The sequence below is a fragment of the Pseudomonas sp. NFX224 genome (assembly GCF_048565165.1).
Taxonomy (GTDB): Bacteria; Pseudomonadota; Gammaproteobacteria; order Pseudomonadales; family Pseudomonadaceae; genus Aquipseudomonas.
The window spans coordinates 2,022,618-2,042,230 of the sequence record NZ_CP183416.1; the positions used below are offsets into that span (position 1 = coordinate 2,022,618).

Below are 19,613 nucleotides of genomic sequence, written 5' to 3' on the forward strand. Positions count from 1 at the left end.
AGCCTCTCACTCGGACGCCTGACTTCCTGACGAAAGCACGTGCCTTCCGGGCGGGCCGAACTGGCGGCGAACTATATCACTGCAAACACCCTGCGCCCAAGGCCATTGCCGGCCCAAGTTGCGTGATATGACCAGCAAAAAGCTTCATTTAGAGGGATTAGGTAACAAGGAGTGACAATGCACGACGAACTTGCGTGAGGGTTTTGATCATAACCGTTATAATCGCCGCCTTTTCATCAGGCTAAACGATTTCTGACATGAGCCAATCCAGCGACCTGATTCAATCTGCCCAACGCACCATCCGCCTCGAAGTGGAAGCCGTACAAGGCTTGCTGCCGCATATCGACGCAGATTTTGTACGCGCTTGCGAGATGATTCTGGCCAGCAAAGGCCGCGTTGTCGTGGTCGGCATGGGCAAGTCGGGGCATATCGGCAACAAGATTGCCGCCACCCTGGCCAGCACCGGCACCACGGCATTTTTCGTCCACCCGGCTGAAGCCAGCCACGGTGACATGGGCATGATCACCCGCGATGACATCATCCTGGCGCTGTCGAACTCCGGCTCCACCAATGAAATCGTCACCCTGCTGCCATTGATCAAGCGCCTGGGCATCCAGTTGATCAGCGTGACCGGCAACCCTGACTCGCCGCTGGCCAAGGCCGCCGAGGTCAACCTCAACGTTCACGTCGAGCACGAAGCCTGTCCGCTGAACCTGGCGCCTACCTCTTCGACTACCGCGGCGCTGGTCATGGGCGATGCCCTGGCCGTCGCACTGTTGGAAGCCCGCGGTTTTACCGCCGAAGACTTCGCCTTTTCCCATCCGGGTGGCGCATTGGGCCGACGCCTGCTGTTGAAAGTGGAAAACGTCATGCACGCCGGGCAAGAGTTGCCGCAGGTACAGCGTGGCACCCTGCTCAAGGATGCGTTGATGGAAATGACCCGCAAGGGCCTGGGCATGACCGTCATCCTTGAAGCCGACGGCAAGCTCGCCGGGATCTTCACTGACGGCGATTTGCGCCGCACGCTGGACCGCACCATCGATATCCACAGGGTCACCATCGATCAGGTCATGACCGCCCACGGCAAGACCGCCCGCGCCGAGATGCTCGCCGCCGAGGCCCTGAAAATCATGGAAGACCATAAAATCAACGCGCTGGTCGTGGTCGACAGCGAAGACCGTCCGGTCGGCGCCTTGAACATGCACGACTTGCTGCGTGCGGGGGTAATGTAATGAGCACGGACCTGCTGCAACGCGGCCAACAGATCAAACTGGCGGTCTTCGACGTCGACGGCGTCCTCACCGACGGACGCCTGTACTTCCTCGAAGACGGTAGTGAGTTCAAGACCTTCAATACCCTCGACGGCCAGGGCATCAAGATGCTGATGGCTGCCGGCGTGCAGACCGCCATCATCAGCGGCCGCAAGACCCCGGTGGTCGAGCGACGGGCGAAGAACCTCGGCATTCCACACCTGTACCAGGGGCGCGAAGACAAACTGGTGGTGCTCGACGAGCTACTTGGCCAACTCAACCTAAGCTATGAACAGGTCGCCTACCTTGGTGACGACCTTCCCGACCTGCCAGTGATTCGCCGCGTAGGCCTGGGCATGGCAGTGGCCAACGCCGCCAGTTTCGTGCGCGACCACGCTCACGGCGTCACCCAGGCCCGTGGTGGCGAAGGTGCCGCCCGCGAATTCTGCGAATTGATCCTGCGCGCCCAGGGCCGCCTCGATGCGGCCAACGCCGCGTACCTGTGAGCCAAACATGCTGAGCAAAAAGATTCGCAACATCCTGATGTTCGGTTGCATCGCGGCGATTTTCGCCGCGGTCGGCTACTGGAACATCAGCCCGGAACGCTTTCTCGACAAGCCGGTTGTGCAAGTCGACAACAGCGAGATCGACTATTACGCCACCAACGCCCACAGCGTGCAGTTCCTGCCGGATGGCAGGCTGCAATACGAAATGACGTCGGACAAGGTCGAACACCTGAAAGCGTCCGAGGTGACCCTGCTGACCAATCCCGACCTGAACATGTTCCGCGGCACCGAGTTCCCGTGGCACGTCCAGAGCGAAAAGGGTGAAGTCAACCCTGACGGCACCCAGGTCGAGCTGATCGATTCGGTACGCATTACGCGTTTCGACGAGAAAAACCGTAGGACCCTGATCACCACCACCCGCATGACGGTGTTCCCGCAACAGCAATATGCGCAGACCGACCGAGACGTTAGAATCGACGGCGCTGGCGGTGTTTCGACTGGCAAGGGAATGAAAGCGTATTTGAAAGAAAGCAGGATACACCTGCTATCGAACGTAAGAGGACAGTATGAGGCTCGTTAAAACCCTCCCTATTTTGCTCAGTCTGGGCGCAGCACTGGGAAGCGTGAGCGCCTGGGCCCTGCCGGATGATCAACAACAGCCAATCCGCATTCAGGCCGACGATGCCCAACTGGACGACAAGAATGGCGTTGCCACCTACACGGGCGATGTGATCATCACCCAGGGCTCAATGAAGGTTACCGGCAATAAAGTGACCATGACCCGAGCTCCGAGTGGCGACATCGACGTGGTGACGTCGGTCGGTAACCTGGCCTACTTCGAACAACTGCAAACGGCTGGCGACACCAAGCCGGTTCAGGGTTGGGGTGTGACAATCCAGTACCACGCCACGCAAAACCGCGTCGTACTGATCGACAAGGCCAAAGTCATCGACAAGGACAACAACGTCACCCAGGGCGAGAAAATCGTCTACGACACCGAGAAGAAGCTGGCGAGCGCCGGTCGCGCTACAGGCAGCAAGGTGACCGAGGCACGTCCGCGCATTGACATGGTCATCCAGCCGAAAAAGAAAACCGACGAGCAAAAGGCCCAGTAATGGCAACTCTGAAAGCTCAGCATCTGGCCAAGAGCTACAAGAGCCGCCAGGTCGTGCGCGACGTCAGCCTGTCGATCGACAGCGGTCAGATCGTCGGCCTGCTTGGCCCCAACGGCGCCGGCAAGACAACCTGCTTCTACATGATCGTCGGCCTGGTCCAGGCTGATCAGGGCCGCGTGCTGATCGACGATCTGGACGTCAGTCACCAGCCCATGCACGGTCGTGCGAAGGCAGGTATCGGCTATTTACCGCAAGAAGCGTCGATCTTCCGCAAACTCTCGGTAGCCGACAACATCATGGCGATCCTCGAGACCCGCAAGGAACTCGACAAGGACGGTCGTCGCAAGGAGCTGGAAAGCCTGCTGCAGGAGTTTCACATCAGCCACATCCGCGACAACCTCGGCATGAGCCTGTCCGGTGGTGAACGCCGCCGCGTGGAAATCGCCCGGGCACTAGCCACCAACCCGAAATTCATCCTGCTCGACGAACCTTTCGCCGGCGTGGACCCGATTTCGGTGGGCGACATCAAACAGATCATCCATCACCTCAAGGCCAAGGGCATTGGCGTGCTGATCACTGACCACAACGTCCGTGAAACGCTGGATATCTGTGAAACCGCCTACATCGTCAACGATGGTCAGCTGATCGCCGAAGGTGACGCTGAAACCATCCTGGCCAACGACCTGGTCAAGGAAGTCTACCTGGGTCATGAGTTCCGCCTGTAAGCGCTGAGGTGTCCCGGCTAGTCGACCAAGCGCTTGTCTCGATAAAAAATCAATAGTTTTTTATTGTTACAGCGCTCTAGGCAAACACTGCGATTTCGGGCATATAATTTGCTTATGTTTGGCGCTCCGGCGCCCTGTAGTGGATGGCGCATGTGCGCCGGCAAATAAGGTGTTAAGCCCCTGCCATGAAACCATCGCTAGTCTTGAGAATGGGCCAGCAGCTGACGATGACACCGCAGCTGCAACAGGCCATCCGCCTGCTCCAATTGTCGACCCTGGACCTGCAACAGGAAATCCAGGAGGCCCTGGAGTCCAATCCGATGCTCGAACGCCAGGAAGAAGGCGACGACTTCGACAACTCCGACCCCATGGCCGACAACGCCGAACAAAAGCCCAATACCGAAATTCAGGAACCCTCCTACCAGGAAAGCGCCCCGACGGTGGATAACCTCGAGGAAGGCGACTGGAACGAGCGTATTCCCAATGAACTACCGGTCGACACCGCCTGGGAAGACGTCTACCAGACCAGCGCCAGCAGCCTGCCGAGCAACGATGACGACGAGTGGGATTTCACCACCCGCACATCGGCCGGTGAAAGCCTGCAAAGCCATCTGCTGTGGCAATTGAACCTGGCGCCGATGTCCGACACCGATCGCCTGATCGCCGTCACCCTGATCGACTGCATCAACAATCAGGGCTATCTGGACGAAACGCTCGAGGAAATCCTCGAAGCCTTCGATCCGGAACTGGACATCGAACTGGACGAAATCGAAGCTGTCCTGCACCGCATCCAGCAATTCGAACCCGCCGGCATCGGCGCCCGCAACCTGGGCGAATGCCTGCTGCTGCAATTGCGCCAGCTGCCGGCCAAAACTCCTTGGCTGGCCGAAGCCAAGCGTTTGGTCACCGATTACATCGACCTGCTCGGCAGTCGCGACTACAGCCAGTTGATGCGCCGCATGAAGCTCAAGGAAGATGAGCTTCGCCAGGTGATCGAACTGGTCCAGAGCCTCAATCCGCGCCCGGGCTCGCAAATCGAGTCCACCGAAGCCGAGTACGTTGTCCCCGACGTGATCGTGCGCAAGGACAACGAGCGCTGGCTGGTGGAGCTCAACCAGGAGTCGGTGCCACGGTTGCGGGTCAACGCCCAGTACGCCGGCTTCGTGCGCCGCGCCGACACCAGCGCCGACAACACCTTCATGCGCAACCAGTTGCAGGAAGCCCGCTGGTTCATCAAGAGCCTGCAAAGCCGCAACGAAACCCTGATGAAAGTGGCCACCCAGATCGTCGAGCATCAGCGCGGCTTCCTGGAGTACGGCGATGAAGCGATGAAACCGCTGGTCCTGCATGACATCGCCGAAGCGGTTGGCATGCACGAATCGACAATTTCCCGGGTGACCACGCAAAAATTCATGCATACCCCTCGGGGCATATATGAGCTGAAATACTTTTTTTCCAGCCACGTCAGCACCTCCGAGGGCGGCGAATGCTCGTCCACGGCGATCCGCGCGATCATCAAAAAACTGGTTGCTGCTGAAAATCAGAAAAAGCCGTTGAGTGACAGCAAGATCGCTGGTTTACTGGAGGCACAAGGCATTCAGGTGGCTCGCCGCACCGTCGCCAAGTACCGCGAATCCTTGGGGATCGCGCCTTCGAGCGAACGCAAGCGGTTGATGTAGAGCCACGCCACAGCGTTCCAGTGGCAGATCATCTGGTCTGCCGCTTTATGCACTGGCAACGAAGGAGAAGCTGTATGCAAGTCAACATCAGTGGACACCAACTGGAAGTGACCGAACCTCTTCGCACCTACATCGGCGAAAAACTCGAACGATTGGAGCGACATTTCGACAAGATCACCAACGTGCAGGTCACGATGACGGTCGAAAAGCTGAAGCAGAAAATCGAAGCCACGCTGCATATTCCCGGCAATGAAGTGGTCGCAAACGCGGAACATACCGATATGTACGCGGCGATCGACGCACTGACCGACAAGCTGGATAAACAACTCAAAAAGCATAAGGAAAAGACCCAGAGCCTCCTCCAGGGCGCTACCGGTCGTTAACACTCCCAACCCATGATCCGACTTGAAAGCATCCTGACCCCCGGCCGTTCCCTGGTGAACGTGCCGGGCGGCAGTAAAAAGAAAGCCCTTGAGCAAATTGCCAACCTCATCCATCGCGAAGTGCCGGATCTGGCCATGCAGGATGTCTTCGAGAGCCTGGTCGCCCGTGAAAAACTCGGTTCAACCGGTTTTGGCAACGGTATCGCCATCCCCCATTGCCGTCTCAAGGGCTGTAATTCGCCCATCAGTGCCTTGATGCACCTTGACGCCCCTATTGATTTCGACGCCATCGATGGTGCACCGGTCGACCTGTTGTTCGTTTTACTGGTCCCGGAAGCCGCTACCGATGCGCACCTGGAGTTGTTACGCCAGATCGCCAGCATGCTCGACCGCAAGGAAGTGCGCGAAAAACTGCGCAGCGCCCCGAGTAATGAAGCCTTGTATCAGGTTGTCCTGGACGAGCAAAACGGTCATTAATCATGCGCTTGATCATCGTCAGCGGTCGTTCCGGCTCGGGTAAAAGTACCGCCCTCGATGTTCTTGAGGACAACGGTTACTACTGCATCGACAACCTGCCTGCGGGGTTGCTGCCGGAACTGGCCGAGCGCGCGCTGATTCACACGGAACTGTCACAGCCGCTGGTAGCCGTGTCCATCGATGCGCGCAACCTCCCCAGCCATCTATCGCGGTTTCCAGAGCTGCTCGAAGAAGTCCGCAGCCGGCACATCCAGTGCGATGTCCTGTACCTGGATGCCGATGAGGAAACCTTGCTCAAACGCTTTTCGGAAACCCGTCGTCGTCATCCGTTGAGCAGCGCCAATCGCTCGCTGGCCGAGGCGATCAACGATGAGACCAGCCTGCTCGGGCCCATTGCCGACCTCGCGGACCTCAAGGTCAACACGACCAACCTGAACCTGTATCAGTTGCGCGATACCATCAAGTTGCGGCTGCTGAACCAGCCGGAACCCGGTACGGCGTTCCTGGTGGAATCTTTCGGTTTCAAGCGTGGCATGCCGGTCGACGCCGATCTGGTGTTCGACGTGCGTTGCCTGCCCAACCCCTACTGGAAGCCGGAATTGCGCGAGCAGTCCGGGCTGGATCAGCCGGTTGCCGAGTACCTGGCGGCACAACCGGATGTCGAGGAGATGTTCCAGGACATTTCCGCGTACCTGCTCAAATGGTTACCTCGCTTTGCCGCCAGTAACCGCGCTTACGTCACTATTGCCATCGGTTGCACCGGCGGGCATCACCGCTCCGTCTACCTGACCGAACGCTTGGGCAAGACCCTGCAGCAATCTCTGAAGAACGTCCAGGTTCGCCACCGCGACCTCAGCTAAAGGATTCACATCGCGATGCCTGCTCTGGAAATCGAAATCATCAACAAACTGGGCCTGCACGCCCGGGCATCTGCAAAATTCGTTGGAGTTGCCGGTCAGTTCAAGGACTGCACGATCAGGGTCGGACGCACGCCAGAGACTACAGTCGACGGCAAAAGCATCATGGCAATGATGATGCTCGCCGCCGGCAAGGGCACCAGAATTCATCTGAGCACGGAAGGCGAGCAGGAACAGGAAGCGATGGACGCACTGGTGGCCCTGATCAACAACTACTTCGACGAAGGCGAATAACCCGGTAGCAGCTGGCTTCGCCAGCTGCTACAACAGTCCGTGAACTAGCCTAATGCGGTATCCATCACCATCATCAAGCAGAACCCGATCAGTAATCCAAGGCTGGCCAGTTTCTCATGACCGTGGCGACGCGATTCGGGAATGACTTCGTGGGTGACCACCAGCAACATGGCCCCGGCCGCCAAGGCCAGCCCCAAAGGCAACAACAGTTCGGCCAGGCTGACCAGCCACGCGCACAACAACGCGAACACCGGTTCGACCAAACCTGAAGCAGCACCGATCAGGAACGCCTTGAACCGCGACATCCCAGCCCCGGCCAGCACCAAGGCAATGACCAATCCCTCCGGCACATCCTGCAAGGCAATGCCCATCGCCAAACTGTCGGCATCCGGCATGCCGCCACCGGCCGAGACGCCCACAGCCATGCCTTCGGGAATGTTGTGGGCGATGATCGCGAACACGAACAGCCAGATGCGCGGCGGAATCACCGGGTGCTCCACAGTGCCAATGAGCACTTCCGGCGACGCGCCGGACACTTTGCGATCCACCAGAAACAAGCCGAATGCACCGAGCATGATGCCAAAGCAGATCAGGCCGCTGGCCGCCCACGGAGTCATGCCAAGGTTCTCTGCCGCCGCAATGCCCGGCACGATCAGCGAAAATGCCGTCGCGGCCAACATCACTCCGGCACCGAAGCCCAGCAAGGAATCGCTGAGTGCCTGGGGCATGCGCCGGATCACCAGCACCGGCACCGCCCCAAGCGCGGTGCCGAGGGCGCAGATCGCACCACCCTGCAACGCCCGCGACAACTTCGGTTCCAGATCCAGCCATTCCAGCCCGTGCGCAACCAGCAAGCTCATGCCCGCCAGCAGAAGCAGCGATCCAAATGCGTAACGAAACATTCGTCCACTTCCGATCGCCAGTGTTTCAGTGCCCATAGTCAGCCTTGGATTGTTTTTTAGAAGACTTAAACCAGCGCAGCCTGATAGCGCGCTGCGACTTCAGGCCAGTTGATCACGTTGTAGAACGCGCTGATGTATTCCGGGCGGCGGTTCTGATATTGCAGGTAATACGCGTGCTCCCAGACATCCAGACCGAGGATCGGCGTATTGCCGTTCATCAAAGGGCTGTCCTGGTTACCGCTGCTTTCCACGACCAGCGTTTTCTGCGGCGTCACGCTCAACCAGGCCCATCCACTGCCGAATCGGGTCAGCGCCGCTTTGGTGAAAGCCTCTTTGAAACTGTCGAGACCACCCAGATGCTCGTCGATGGCCTTGGCCAGCGCGCCTTCGGGTTTGCCGCCACCGTGAGGCGCCATGACTTCCCAGAACAGCGAATGGTTGGCGTGACCACCGCCCTGATTGATCACCGCCGCGCGAAGTTTTTCCGGCAGCTGCTGCACAGCGGCCACCAGTTTTTCCACGGGCCATTCGGCGAACTCAGTGCCTTCGACCGCAGCGTTCAGGTTGTTGATATAGGTCTGGTGGTGCTTGGTGTAGTGGATTTCCATGGTCTGCGCATCAATGTGCGGCTCCAGGGCGTCATAGGCATACGGCAAGGCAGGCAAGGTAAAAGCCATTTCAGTGGACTCCATGATGATGAGGCGCAGGGGGTTGCGACGGCGAGGCAGCATCGATGCGCAGCAAGCGATGCGTGCGTGGGTATTCACCGTGCTCGCTGATGAAATTCAGCAGCTCGACATAGGTTTTGCTGCTCTGGCGCAGCGCTGCTTCGCGCAATGCTGGCGACAGTCGCGGGTCCTGCATGGTCTGCAACAACCGTTGGTGAATGGCGCACAAGTACTCGGCGCTCTCCTCCGGCTGGTTCAGACGCAGATGCAGGTCCGCCAGGTTGTGATGGGAAATCACGCAAGCCGCCACCGCTTCATCGGCATCCGCCCAGCGCTCGAACAGCACCTGGGCCAGGGCCAATGCCTGCAAGTAAGCCTCGCGAGCATCAACCAGTTCACCCAACATGAAAAAGCGATTGGCCCTTTCGATCGTGCGTTTCCAGTGCTCCATGGTGAGCCTCCAAAGCGGCGGGGTATTTACACGCCGCCTGCGGTGAGTTTTTCCGGGTTGAGCAGTTCTTCCAGCTGGCTGCGCGACAGGTCAGTGTGTTCCAGTGCAACGTCGATCACCGGGCGGCCTTGCTGATAAGCCTTCTTGGCGATTCCGGCGGCTTTCTGGTAGCCAATGATCGGGTTGAGTGCGGTCACCAGAATCGGGTTGCGGGATAGCGCTTGCTTGATGCGGTCTTCATTGACCTTGAAGCTGGCGATCGCCTTTTCACCCAGCAGACGGCTGGAGTTGGCCAGCAACTCAATGCTGCTCAGCAGGTTCTGGGCGATGATCGGCAGCATCACGTTCAATTCGAAGTTGCCCGACTGACCGGCGATGGTGATCACCGTGTCGTTGCCGATCACCTGCGCGGCGACCATGGCAGTGGCTTCCGGGATCACCGGATTGACCTTGCCAGGCATGATCGAAGAACCCGGCTGCAGGGCTTCCAGCTCGATTTCACCCAGGCCGGCCAAAGGGCCGGAGTTCATCCAGCGCAGGTCGTTGGCAATTTTCATCAGCGATACGGCAGTGGCCTTGAGCTGGCCGGAGACGGCAACAGCGGTGTCCTGGGAACCAATCAGGGCAAACAGATCCACGCCCGGCGTGAACTGAACCTGGGTCAACGTGCTCAGTTGCTGACTAAAACGCGCGGCGAATTCGGGATGCGCATTGACGCCTGTACCCACTGCCGTGCCGCCTTGGGCCAACGATTGCAGGCTTGGCTGCAAGCCCTGCAAAAGGACGATGTTGGCCCTGAGCTGTTGCGCCCAGCCATTAAGGACCTGGCTCATGCGCACCGGCATGGCGTCCATCAAGTGAGTGCGGCCGGTTTTGACGTGGTGATGGACTTCCTCAGCCTTGCGCTCGATCACCTGCACCAGACCGGTCAGGGCCGGCAGCAACTGTTCGTGCAAGGCCAGCGCCGCGCTGACGTGGATGGTGGTCGGAATGATGTCGTTGCTGCTTTGGCCGCAGTTGACGTGATCGTTCGGGTTCACCGGTTCGCCAAGCAGACGGCTGGCCAGGGTGGCAATCACTTCGTTGGCGTTCATATTGGAACTGGTGCCGGAACCGGTCTGGAAGATATCCACCGGGAAGTGTTGCATGAAATCGCCTTCGAGCAGACCTTGCGCCGCGTCGACGATGGCTTTGCCCTGGGCTTCGCTGATCTGCTTGAGTTCGATGTTGGCGCGGGCGGCGGCTGCCTTGGCCAGGATCAGCGCGCGGATGAACTGCACGGGCATCGGTTGGCCGCTGATGGGAAAGTTATCCACCGCACGTTGGGTCTGTGCGCCGTAGAGGGCGTCTTCCGGGACCTGAAGCTCGCCCATGCTGTCGCGCTCAATACGTGTCCTAGGGTCTGTCATCAGTTATTTCCTATGTCGCGTTGCGTATGAAAGCGGGCCAGGCAAGGCGCAGTCCGCTGGTAATGGTTTTTCCCTTGCCAAGGACTGCAACGCAGTCTGGCCCGTTTTCAGACGCAACCCGAAGGGCCCGGCCTGCTGTGGTGCAGGAAATAACTGAAGACGGACCCTATTCATCTGTAAATCCTTGCACCAGTTCAATGAGAGGAATCGAGGGTTGCAACTCGCAGGTCGCCAGTTGCCAGGTGTAGCTCTGCCAGCGCTTGAGGCGGCATTTGCACAAAGAGAGGCGTTCGAGTTCGCGCAGCGGGCGCCACGCCTGGTCCAGGCAGTAAGTGCGCCAGTGCCAGGGCAGCGCGACATCGGCGGCGGTGTCGAGCAACAAGCGGAAGGAAGTTTCGGCGACGGTCCAGGGTGAGGTTGCCGTGCAACAGGCCAGATACCGGCCTTCAGCCAGGTAGTGGTCGATCAGGCGCGGTTCGTCAGGATTCATCGCGCAACGGATCTGGCGACTCATCCAGCGCCAGCTTTCGAGGTAAGGCTGCTCGTGCAAGGCAGAACTCATGATCCGGGGCTCAATCGATAATGAGATTTATTATTAAATGATAATGTGAACTAAAACAAGGCCAAAAAAAACGCGCCACCCGATGGGTGGCGCGCCTTTTTGTACGGCGGTTGGGGCTTAGCTACCCGCTACCGTCATCCGCTCGATCAACACGGAACCGGTGCGAATGTTGCTGCGCAGTTCCAGGTCATTACCCACAGCAACGATCTGCTTGAACATGTCACGCATGTTGCCCGCAATGGTCACTTCCTGGACCGCGAACTGGATTTCACCGTTCTCGACCCAGTAGCCCGCCGCGCCGCGGGAGTAATCGCCGGTTACCATGTTCAGGCCCTGGCCCATCAATTCAGTCACCAGCAAGCCACGACCCATGCGACGCAGCAAGGCAGCCTGGTCTTCATCGCCATGGGTGACGAACAGGTTGTGCACGCCGCCGGCATTGGCGGTGCTCGGCATGCCGAGTTTGCGCCCGGAATAGGTGCCGAGGATGTACGACACCAACTCGCCTTTTTCGACGAACGGTTTGGCATAGGTCGCCAGGCCATCGCCATCGAACCCCGCACTGCCCATCGCACGCATCAGGTGTGGACGCTCGTCGATGGTCAGCCACTCAGGGAACAACTTCTGGCCCAGCGTGCCTTCGAGGAACGACGACTTGCGATACAGGCTGCCGCCGGAAATTGCCGATAGGAAACTGCCGAACAAACCACCGGCCAGCTCCGCGGAAAACAACACCGGCACTTCGCAGGTCGGTACCGGACGCGCACCAAGACGGCTGGCCGCCCGCTGAGCAGCTTTTTGGCCGATGCTCACCGGATCCGCCAGCAAATTGCCCTGACGGTTCACGTCGTACCAGTAATCGCGCTGCATCTGGCCGTCGGCCTCGGCGATCATCACGCAACTCAGGCTGTGTCGGGTCGATGCATAGCCGCCGATAAAACCGTGGCTGTTGCCATAGACGCGGCAGCCCTGATGGGTGCTAAGGGTGGTGCCGTCGGCGTTCTTGATCCGGCTGTCGGCAGCGAACGCCGCGGCCTCGCAGGCCAGTGCCTGTTCGATGGCTTGCTCCGGGGTGATATCCCATTGGTGGAACAGGTCGTAGTCCTGCACGTCACGCGCCATCAGCGCGGCATCCGCCAGGCCCGAGGCTTCGTCTTCCGAGGTGTGCTTGGCGATTGCCAGTGCGGCAGCAACCGTTTCACGAATTGCGTCCGGGCCACTGGCCGACGTGCTGGCCGAACCTTTGCGCTGGCCGACGTACAAGGTAATGCCGAAGCCCTGATCACGATTGAATTCGACGGTTTCGACTTCACGCTGGCGCACCGACGTCGACAAGCCCTGCTCCAGGGACACCGCCACTTCACAGGCACTGGCGCCCTGACGCTTGGCTTCAGCGATGATCTGCTCGACTTGCTCCTGCAGTGCCGGCAATGCTTGTGGGCCGACGCTTTCAACTGCACTCATGCTGTTCTCCACTCAAATTCTGCTTTCGGTAACGGTCATCGAGCGACCGGGCCGGACAAGCGGCCCCCGACTGGTTATCATGGCGGCGTTTCTTTGCGGACTGCCACCATGGTTGATTCTTACGACGACTCCCTCGATACGGGAGAAAAAAGCAAATCCCAGGTCAAACGCGAGCTGCATGCTCTGGTTGACCTTGGCGAGCGCCTTACAACGCTCAAGCCTGACTTGCTTGGCAAACTGCCGTTGACCGACGCCTTGCGCCGGGCCTTGGCCGATGCGCCCAAGCACACCGCGAATATCGCGCGTAAACGGCATCTCCAGTTCATCGGCAAACTGATGCGCGATCAGGACACTGACGCCATTCTGGTTCTGCTCGATCAACTCGATGCCTCCACTCGCCAGTACAACGAACGCTTCCATAACCTGGAGCGCTGGCGTGATCGCCTGATTGCCGGTGACGATGCCACACTTGAAAAATTCGTCGTCGACTACCCGGACGCGGATCGCCAGCAATTGCGTTCCCTGATTCGTCAGGCCCAGCACGAGGTTGCGCAAAACAAGCCTCCTGCTTCCAGCCGTAAAATCTTCAAGTACATCCGTGAGCTGGACGAGACTCAACGCGGTCTGCGTTAAATCTCTGACCGGGTGAGTCGCCAGGCGACTCACCCGAAGCTTCACTTCATTACGACCCCGTGCCACCCACGGTGATCGCATCAATCTTCAGCGTTGGCTGGCCGACACCCACCGGCACCGACTGCCCATCCTTGCCACACGTCCCCACACCGCTGTCCAGCGCCAGATCGTTGCCGACCATCGACACTTTGCTCATGGCTTCCGGACCGTTGCCGATCAACGTCGCGCCTTTGACCGGCGCAGTAATCTTGCCGTCCTCGATCAGGTACGCCTCACTGGTGGAGAACACGAATTTGCCACTGGTGATATCCACCTGACCGCCGCCGAGGTTAGCGCAGTAGATGCCGCGCTTCACCGAGGCGATGATTTCTTCCGGATCGCTTTCACCGGCCAACATGTAGGTGTTGGTCATGCGCGGCATCGGCAGGTGCGCATAGGACTCGCGACGACCGTTACCCGTGCGGGCCACGCCCATCAGGCGCGCGTTGAGCTTGTCCTGCATGTAGCCTTTGAGTACGCCATTCTCGATCAGCGTGGTGCACTCGGTCGGGGTGCCTTCGTCGTCGACACTCAACGAGCCGCGACGACCCGACAGGGTGCCGTCATCGACGATGGTGCACAGTTTGGACGCCACCATCTCGCCCATGCGCCCGCTGTAGGCCGAACTGCCTTTGCGGTTGAAGTCGCCTTCCAGACCATGGCCGACGGCTTCGTGCAGCAGCACGCCGGACCAACCGGACCCCAGCACCACCGGCAATGTACCGGCCGGCGCGGGGATCGCTTCCAGATTGACCAGTGCCTGGCGCAGCGCTTCACGGGCATAGCCCATGGCGCGGTCTTCGGCGAGGAAATAACGGTAATCGGTACGGCCGCCACCGCCATGGCCACCGCGCTCGCGGCGGCCGTTCTGCTCGACGATCACACTGACGTTGAAACGCACCAGCGGCCGTACATCGGCCGCCAGACCGCCATCGGTGGACGCCACCAGAATTCGCTCCCAGACACCGGCCATGCTCACGGTGACTTGCTGGATGCGTGGGTCAAGCGCACGGGTCGCGGCATCGACGCGCTTGAGCAGATCGACTTTCTCGGCACGGGTCAGCACTTCCAGAGGATTGTCCGGCGCGTACAGCTGCGCCACATCCTGAGTGGTGAACGCCTTCACGGTGCCATTCTGGCCGGCGCGGGAAATTGAACGGGCAGCACGGGCCGCCGCGCCCAGCGCCTCCAGCGTGATGGCATTGCTGTAGGCAAAACCGGTTTTCTCACCCGATTGAGCGCGCACGCCGACGCCTTGGTCGAGGTTGAAACTGCCTTCCTTGACGATGCCGTCTTCCAGCGCCCAGGACTCGGAAATCTGCCCCTGGAAATACAAGTCCGCGGCATCGATGCCCGGGCCGGCCAGGTCGCCGAGCACACCTTGCAAGCTTTCGATCGTTACGCCGCCGGGCGCCAGGAGGTGTTCACTGACTGAGGACAACAACTCGCTCATATGCTTTACGCCTTAAATTCGTCGTTCTGATGCAGGTCGCTGGGCGCCCTGCGAGAAAAAGCGCCGGTGACTGGACACTGGCATCCGCGCCCTTATGGACGCCTGTTCGCTGCTATCGCGTTCGGCCAGCAGCACGGCCTCGCCTTGATCCTGTTGCGCCAACACTCGCCCCCACGGGTCGACGATTGCCGCGTGCCCCCAGGTTTCCCGAGGGCCCGGATGCGTCCCGCCCTGGGCGGCCGCGAGCACATAACATTGTGTCTCGATGGCACGCGCGCGAATCAGCACATCCCAGTGCGCGGCACCGGTCACGGCGGTAAAGGCCGATGGTGCGGTAATCAACTCCGCACCGGCCGCCCGCAGCTCGCTGTACAGTTCCGGGAAGCGCAGGTCATAACAGACCGTCAGGCCAACCCGGCCGACCGGCGTATCAGCCACGACCACTCCACTGCCATAAGCATAGTCATCGGATTCGCGATAACGACCGCGATGGTCCGCAACATCCACATCGAACAGATGCAGCTTGTCGTAGCGCGCCACCGTTTCGCCCTGATCGTTGATCAACAGCGAGCAGGCATGGGACTTGGCCGTCGGCTGGTCCACCGGCGGCAACGGCAACGTGCCGGCCACTATCCATAACTTGAGGTCGCGCGCGGTCTGTTTCAACCACGGCTGGATCGGGCCTTCGCCCAAGGCTTCGGCGCGACCGATGTCGGCGACGTCGCGACGGCCCATGGCGGCAAAGTTTTCTGGCAGTACGGCAAGCGCAGCCCCAGCGCTCGCTGCCTGTTCGAGCAGACGCCGGGCCTGGGCCAGATTGGCCAGCACATCGCTCTGGCTGACCATTTGAATCACCGCTACAGACATGGCGCACTCCTGAAAACGTATGCGGCCATGCTACTCCATCGCCTTGCCGAGCGCCTTTTCAAAAAGAATCTCAAAAAGGCTTGTCGAAGGTGATTTTCGGTTCTTTCCACGGCCCCTTGACGGTGTATTTCACACTGGCAAAACGGGACACGCGGTCACCGATCAGCTTGTCGATCAGGAACAACGCGCCACCGATGGCCGGTGCACCGACGATCAGTGCGGCAATCGGCAGGTTGTTGGTCACCGGCAAGGTCACCAGCAGTTTCGCATCGATCTGATCGGCCACCATGTTCAGCGTACCGTCGAGTTCGATGGTGCTCGACGGGCCGGTCAGGCGGATCGGCTCCTTGGTGACGTAAACACCATTGGTCGCCACCAAGAGGCCTTTGACCCGGTCATAACTCAGGCCCTTGCCGAACAGGTCGGAGAAGTCCAGGCGCAATCGCCGGCCAATGGAGTTGAAGTTGAGCAGGCCGAATACCCGCAGTGCCTGGGCACTGCCTTCGACCTCGACAAACTGGCCTTCGTTGAGCGACGCATCGAGGGTGCCCGAGAAGCGTTTGGTCGCCAGCCACGCCGGCGAGCCGGGCCAGCGGCCGTCGACATCCATGTGGAATTCCTGGCTGGTGACACTCGGCGCAAAGCCCCAGCCCTTGAGCACATCCGCCAGGTTCTTGCCACTGGCCCGGCCCTTGAAAAAGCTCGTGCTGGCGCCCGGCACGCCTTCCCAGCCACCACTGCCCTGCAACAAAATGCCCTTCAGGCCCATGTCCAGCGAATTGAAGGCAATACCTTTGGCCGTCGGACGAATTTTCAATGACCAGCCGCCGACCAGGTCGTTACCCTGGAACAACTGGTTGATGGTGATATCCAGCGCCGGAATCTTCGTCGGATCTACCGAGGCCAGTGGATCCGGTGAATTCTCGTCGGCCAGGACCTTCGGGTCAGGTGCCGGCAACCGCACATATTGCAGGTTGATCACCATCGGTGCGGCTTTCGCATCGGGAATGCTGGCGCTGCCCTTGGCCTGCTGACTGTCGAGTTGCAAGGCCCAGGCGCCCGGCTTGCGCGTCAACTGCACCGAGGCCTGATCCAGTGTGGTGCCGAGGGCGCTGAGCTTGCCGACCTTGAAATCCGCACTGCTGAGCAACTGTTTGGCACTACCACCGGGGTCTTGCCCGGCATATTTGTTCACCAGATCCTGCCACGGACCCACGTCCAGTTCCGACAGCACCCCGCGAATCCGCAGCCCTTTCGCGCCCGGCAACACGGCATCGCCGTTACCCAGGAACAACTCACCACGACCGTCGGCAAAATTGCCGGTCGGTGCGGCAAAGGTGAAATTGGCCAGTTCACCGTAGTTCACCCAGTAGCGGCGCTCCGTACCTTGCAGGGTCATGCGGAACGTCGTATCCCGCCCCGCATCCGCCGTCATGCCGAAGGGTGCGGGCAAATCAACGGCTACACCCTTGAGACTGGAATTGACCATCAACTGGCTATCGGCGCCATCCAGGGTCAATTGCAGTTGATAGGGGATCACGCCGCTCACCGGCAAAGGCTGGGTCACGCTCAACCACTCGGTGAGTTTCTTGACTTCGACCTGCCCCGAGGCCGTGACCCGCGTATTGAGCTTGCCCGCACGACCATCGGCAAAAATCTGCGCAGTCACCGGTTTGTCGAACGCGCGGGCGGTGATGTTCTGCCCGCTCAAGCCCTTGGTGCTGTCGAAGCGGAAATCGCCTTTAAGCTGAGTCAGCTCCAGCGGTGGCTCGGGCAGTTTCAGGCGAGACTTGGCAGTTTTGAAGTCGACCAGGATTTTCGGCTCCTCGCCTTTGGCCAGCGGAATATCCAGCTTGAGTTTGCCTTGCAGTTCGCCCTCGCCTTCCCAACCGGCAAAAGTCTCGGCGGTGCCGATCGGTGCTTCCTTGAGGATTTTCAGGCCATCGCCCAACCCGCCGGCAAAACCGCCGTCGAGAAACAGATGACTGTTCCGGCCCTGCGGTACATGGGGAATATTGACGTAGATATCGCTGACCTGGGTATCGAGCAGCTGCCCCTTGCTGGCCAGAATCCGCACACCGCTGTCTTCGACGAACACGTCTCCGGTGACTTTGCTGACATGCGGCCAGCCCGGCTGGAACGCCAGTTCGGCATCGTGGACCTTGAAGAACAGGCTGATGCTGCGGTCGGTATCGGCGGCGCCGTGATTGAGCGAACCCTGGTACTGGAAGAAACCCTGATCCACCGCCCCTTTGAGAATCGCCGTGCGCAGCCATTCGTCCAGCGCCGGGCTGAGGACGGTCGGCAGGTACTTGGCGGTATAGCGACCGTCGCCGTCCACCAGGCCGACCCGCAGGTCCATGTAGTCTTCCCGGTCTTCTTCGAAGTACAGGCGGATCAGGAAGTCGCCGGCAATCTTGCCCTCTTCGCCCAGCACCTTGAGGTACGGCGCAATCAGGGTGAAACCTTCTTTGTCGAGTTTCCAGGTCAGGCGCGCGTTGGCCTGAATGTACTGCCATGGCTTGGCGAAAATCGGGTCCAGGTGAAGCATGAAATCCTTGCTGTCCATGCGCAACTCGCCGTGACCCAGGTCACCGCTGATGCTGCCCGTGACATTTCGCGCCGCCGGAGCGCCGTGATAAGCATCGAAGCCGACCTGTTCGAGGTTGGCCGCGAAACTGAACTTGCTGTCGTCGGTGGCATTGGGTTTCACGTCGAGCAGCACATTGCGCAGCACACCCGTGACTTTGAGCTTTTCGACCACCGTGGCAAAGCCTTGCGGCAAGGGTGCCAGGGCATTGAGCAACGGCGTGATCGGAGTGAGATCGAGGCGGTCGGCTTGCAGATGCCAGAGCTCTTCCGATTTGTCGGAGGCTGCGGTTTGCTTGAGTTGCAGATGGGTTTCCCAACGTGTCTCGCCGAAGCTCATGGCCAGGGAATCCAGCGTCACCAGACTGCCTTCGGCGCTGCGCTGGAAGTAGCCGTTGAGCGCCAGGTTGTTGATCTTGACCGGCTTGCGGTCCGCGTAGGCGCCGTTGAGTTGCGGGGCGTTCAAACGCACCGCTGCGCTTTGCAGGATGCCTTTGCCCCACGTCGCCCATAGCTCGCCACCGGCCTTGATCTCGGAGAAATTCCACTGTTGGCTGATGCTCTCAGGCAGCCATTTCGACCAGTCGCTTTGTGGCAGGCTCAGGTAAACCTCAGCTTCGCCGTCTTTCCATTGGCTGGCGCGAACGCGGGTCTTCAGGCTCATCGCCATCGGCTGGCCGTCGGGCAGAGTCAGACGGGCATCGAGTCGCTGGCGAGCGGTACCGACTTTCAGGCTCATCCCGACGTAAGTCAGGGTCAGCGGCGATTCGCCCCATGGCTGTAACGTGACCTGGCTGTCGAGCACCGACAACTGCTGGATCATCTGCATGCGATTGAGCAGTTGTTCCGGATTGAGGGGTTGATCGTCCTTGACCGGCAAGCCTTCGAGCGCCCACTGACCATCATCGCCTTGCTTGAGACTGATCTTCAGGCCATTGAACGCCAGATGGGCGATACGTACTTCACGCGCCAGCAGGCTGGCCCACAGGTCCGGCACCGCGCGCACCTGTTCCAGATGCAGGGCGTTGGCGCCCTCGCCAACCGTCACATCGTGAGCCGACAAAATAGGTGCGAAGCCGCTCCAACTGCCTTTGAGCTCGCCGATTTGCAGCGGCATGCCCAAGGCTTCACTGGCCCGGGTTTCGATCTCGACGCGGTATTCGGCCACCAGCGGCGCCAGTTCCCGACCGAGACTGACGTACAACGCCATCAACACCAAAACCAACGCGCACAGGCCCAGACCCCAACGGGTCAATGCGGCCAAAATGCGTGTCAGACGCTCCATGTCAG

Annotated in this window: 20 protein-coding genes; 11 read left to right on the plus strand and 9 right to left on the minus strand. The window is 59.9% G+C overall.

From position 1 onward, the window contains the following. Positions 1–257 precede the first annotated feature (257 nt). The 10 genes from ACNYC6_RS09165 (at position 258) to ACNYC6_RS09210 (ending at position 7,286) form a co-directional block, all read left to right on the plus strand. Positions 258–1,232, plus strand: coding sequence for a KpsF/GutQ family sugar-phosphate isomerase (locus ACNYC6_RS09165; RefSeq protein ID WP_419712028.1), 975 nt, complete (start codon positions 258–260; stop codon positions 1,230–1,232). Then, entirely contained in the window at positions 1,232–1,756 is a 525-nt protein-coding gene (locus tag ACNYC6_RS09170) for a KdsC family phosphatase (RefSeq protein WP_419712029.1), read from the plus strand. Before ACNYC6_RS09165 ends, ACNYC6_RS09170 begins: the two co-directional genes overlap by 1 nt. Positions 1,757–1,763: 7 nt before the next feature. Continuing rightward, the gene (gene lptC / locus ACNYC6_RS09175) at positions 1,764–2,336 is read left to right on the plus strand and encodes an LPS export ABC transporter periplasmic protein LptC (RefSeq protein WP_419712030.1); all 573 of its coding nucleotides are present in this window, start codon (positions 1,764–1,766) and stop codon (positions 2,334–2,336) included. After that, positions 2,323–2,871: a lipopolysaccharide transport periplasmic protein LptA gene (gene lptA, locus ACNYC6_RS09180; RefSeq protein ID WP_338584726.1), complete on the plus strand. Its 549-nt coding sequence runs from the start codon at positions 2,323–2,325 to the stop codon at positions 2,869–2,871. Before lptC ends, lptA begins: the two co-directional genes overlap by 14 nt. Then, positions 2,871–3,596, plus strand: coding sequence for an LPS export ABC transporter ATP-binding protein (gene lptB, locus ACNYC6_RS09185; RefSeq protein ID WP_419712031.1), 726 nt, complete (start codon positions 2,871–2,873; stop codon positions 3,594–3,596). Before lptA ends, lptB begins: the two co-directional genes overlap by 1 nt. A gap of 185 nt (positions 3,597–3,781) precedes the next feature. After that, positions 3,782–5,275 carry an RNA polymerase factor sigma-54 gene (locus ACNYC6_RS09190; RefSeq protein ID WP_419712032.1) on the plus strand — a complete coding sequence of 498 codons (1,494 nt, stop codon included), beginning with the start codon at positions 3,782–3,784 and terminating at the stop codon, positions 5,273–5,275. 74 nt (positions 5,276–5,349) lie between these two features. Continuing rightward, a complete protein-coding gene (gene hpf, locus ACNYC6_RS09195; protein WP_007941242.1) occupies positions 5,350–5,658 on the plus strand; it encodes a ribosome hibernation-promoting factor, HPF/YfiA family in 309 nt (102 codons plus the stop codon). Between the two features lie 12 nt (positions 5,659–5,670). Then, positions 5,671–6,135 (plus strand): PTS IIA-like nitrogen regulatory protein PtsN, encoded by a 465-nt coding sequence (gene ptsN / locus ACNYC6_RS09200; RefSeq protein ID WP_416127848.1) that lies wholly within the window; start codon positions 5,671–5,673, stop codon positions 6,133–6,135. 2 nt (positions 6,136–6,137) lie between these two features. Then, positions 6,138–6,995 (plus strand): RNase adapter RapZ, encoded by an 858-nt coding sequence (rapZ, locus tag ACNYC6_RS09205; RefSeq protein WP_419712033.1) that lies wholly within the window; start codon positions 6,138–6,140, stop codon positions 6,993–6,995. Positions 6,996–7,010: 15 nt separating this feature from the next. After that, positions 7,011–7,286 carry an HPr family phosphocarrier protein gene (locus ACNYC6_RS09210; protein WP_419712034.1) on the plus strand — a complete coding sequence of 92 codons (276 nt, stop codon included), beginning with the start codon at positions 7,011–7,013 and terminating at the stop codon, positions 7,284–7,286. A gap of 44 nt (positions 7,287–7,330) precedes the next feature. Here the strand turns inward: ACNYC6_RS09210 and ACNYC6_RS09215 are convergent, their stop codons facing one another. The 6 genes from ACNYC6_RS09215 to pmbA form a co-directional block, all read right to left on the minus strand. Beyond that, the gene (locus ACNYC6_RS09215; protein WP_419712035.1) at positions 7,331–8,224 is read right to left on the minus strand and encodes a ZIP family metal transporter; all 894 of its coding nucleotides are present in this window, start codon (positions 8,222–8,224) and stop codon (positions 7,331–7,333) included. Positions 8,225–8,253: 29 nt separating this feature from the next. After that, positions 8,254–8,865, minus strand: a complete 612-nt coding sequence (locus ACNYC6_RS09220; RefSeq protein ID WP_419712036.1) for a superoxide dismutase — start codon at positions 8,863–8,865, stop codon at positions 8,254–8,256. A 1-nt stretch (position 8,866) separates the two neighbouring features. Beyond that, positions 8,867–9,307: a hypothetical protein gene (locus ACNYC6_RS09225; RefSeq protein ID WP_419712037.1), complete on the minus strand. Its 441-nt coding sequence runs from the start codon at positions 9,305–9,307 to the stop codon at positions 8,867–8,869. Between the two features lie 26 nt (positions 9,308–9,333). Further along, positions 9,334–10,716, minus strand: coding sequence for a class II fumarate hydratase (locus ACNYC6_RS09230; protein WP_419712038.1), 1,383 nt, complete (start codon positions 10,714–10,716; stop codon positions 9,334–9,336). A gap of 166 nt (positions 10,717–10,882) precedes the next feature. Beyond that, complete coding sequence (locus ACNYC6_RS09235; RefSeq protein WP_419712039.1) at positions 10,883–11,278, minus strand: FagA protein; 396 nt, start codon at positions 11,276–11,278, stop codon at positions 10,883–10,885. Between the two features lie 117 nt (positions 11,279–11,395). Continuing rightward, positions 11,396–12,742: a metalloprotease PmbA gene (gene pmbA / locus ACNYC6_RS09240; RefSeq protein WP_338584709.1), complete on the minus strand. Its 1,347-nt coding sequence runs from the start codon at positions 12,740–12,742 to the stop codon at positions 11,396–11,398. Positions 12,743–12,850: 108 nt separating this feature from the next. On the opposite strand from pmbA, the gene yjgA reads away from it, so the two are divergent. After that, positions 12,851–13,375 (plus strand): ribosome biogenesis factor YjgA, encoded by a 525-nt coding sequence (gene yjgA, locus ACNYC6_RS09245; RefSeq protein ID WP_419712040.1) that lies wholly within the window; start codon positions 12,851–12,853, stop codon positions 13,373–13,375. Between the two features lie 49 nt (positions 13,376–13,424). On the opposite strand, the gene tldD is transcribed toward yjgA, so the two are convergent. From tldD to ACNYC6_RS09260, 3 genes are all read right to left on the minus strand, one after another. Beyond that, positions 13,425–14,867: a metalloprotease TldD gene (tldD, locus tag ACNYC6_RS09250; RefSeq protein ID WP_419712041.1), complete on the minus strand. Its 1,443-nt coding sequence runs from the start codon at positions 14,865–14,867 to the stop codon at positions 13,425–13,427. A 12-nt stretch (positions 14,868–14,879) separates the two neighbouring features. After that, on the minus strand, positions 14,880–15,734 hold the full coding sequence (locus ACNYC6_RS09255) for a carbon-nitrogen hydrolase family protein (RefSeq protein WP_419712042.1): 855 nt from the start codon (positions 15,732–15,734) through the stop codon (positions 14,880–14,882). Positions 15,735–15,804: 70 nt separating this feature from the next. Further along, a complete protein-coding gene (locus tag ACNYC6_RS09260; RefSeq protein WP_419712043.1) occupies positions 15,805–19,608 on the minus strand; it encodes a YhdP family protein in 3,804 nt (1,267 codons plus the stop codon). Positions 19,609–19,613 lie beyond the last annotated feature (5 nt).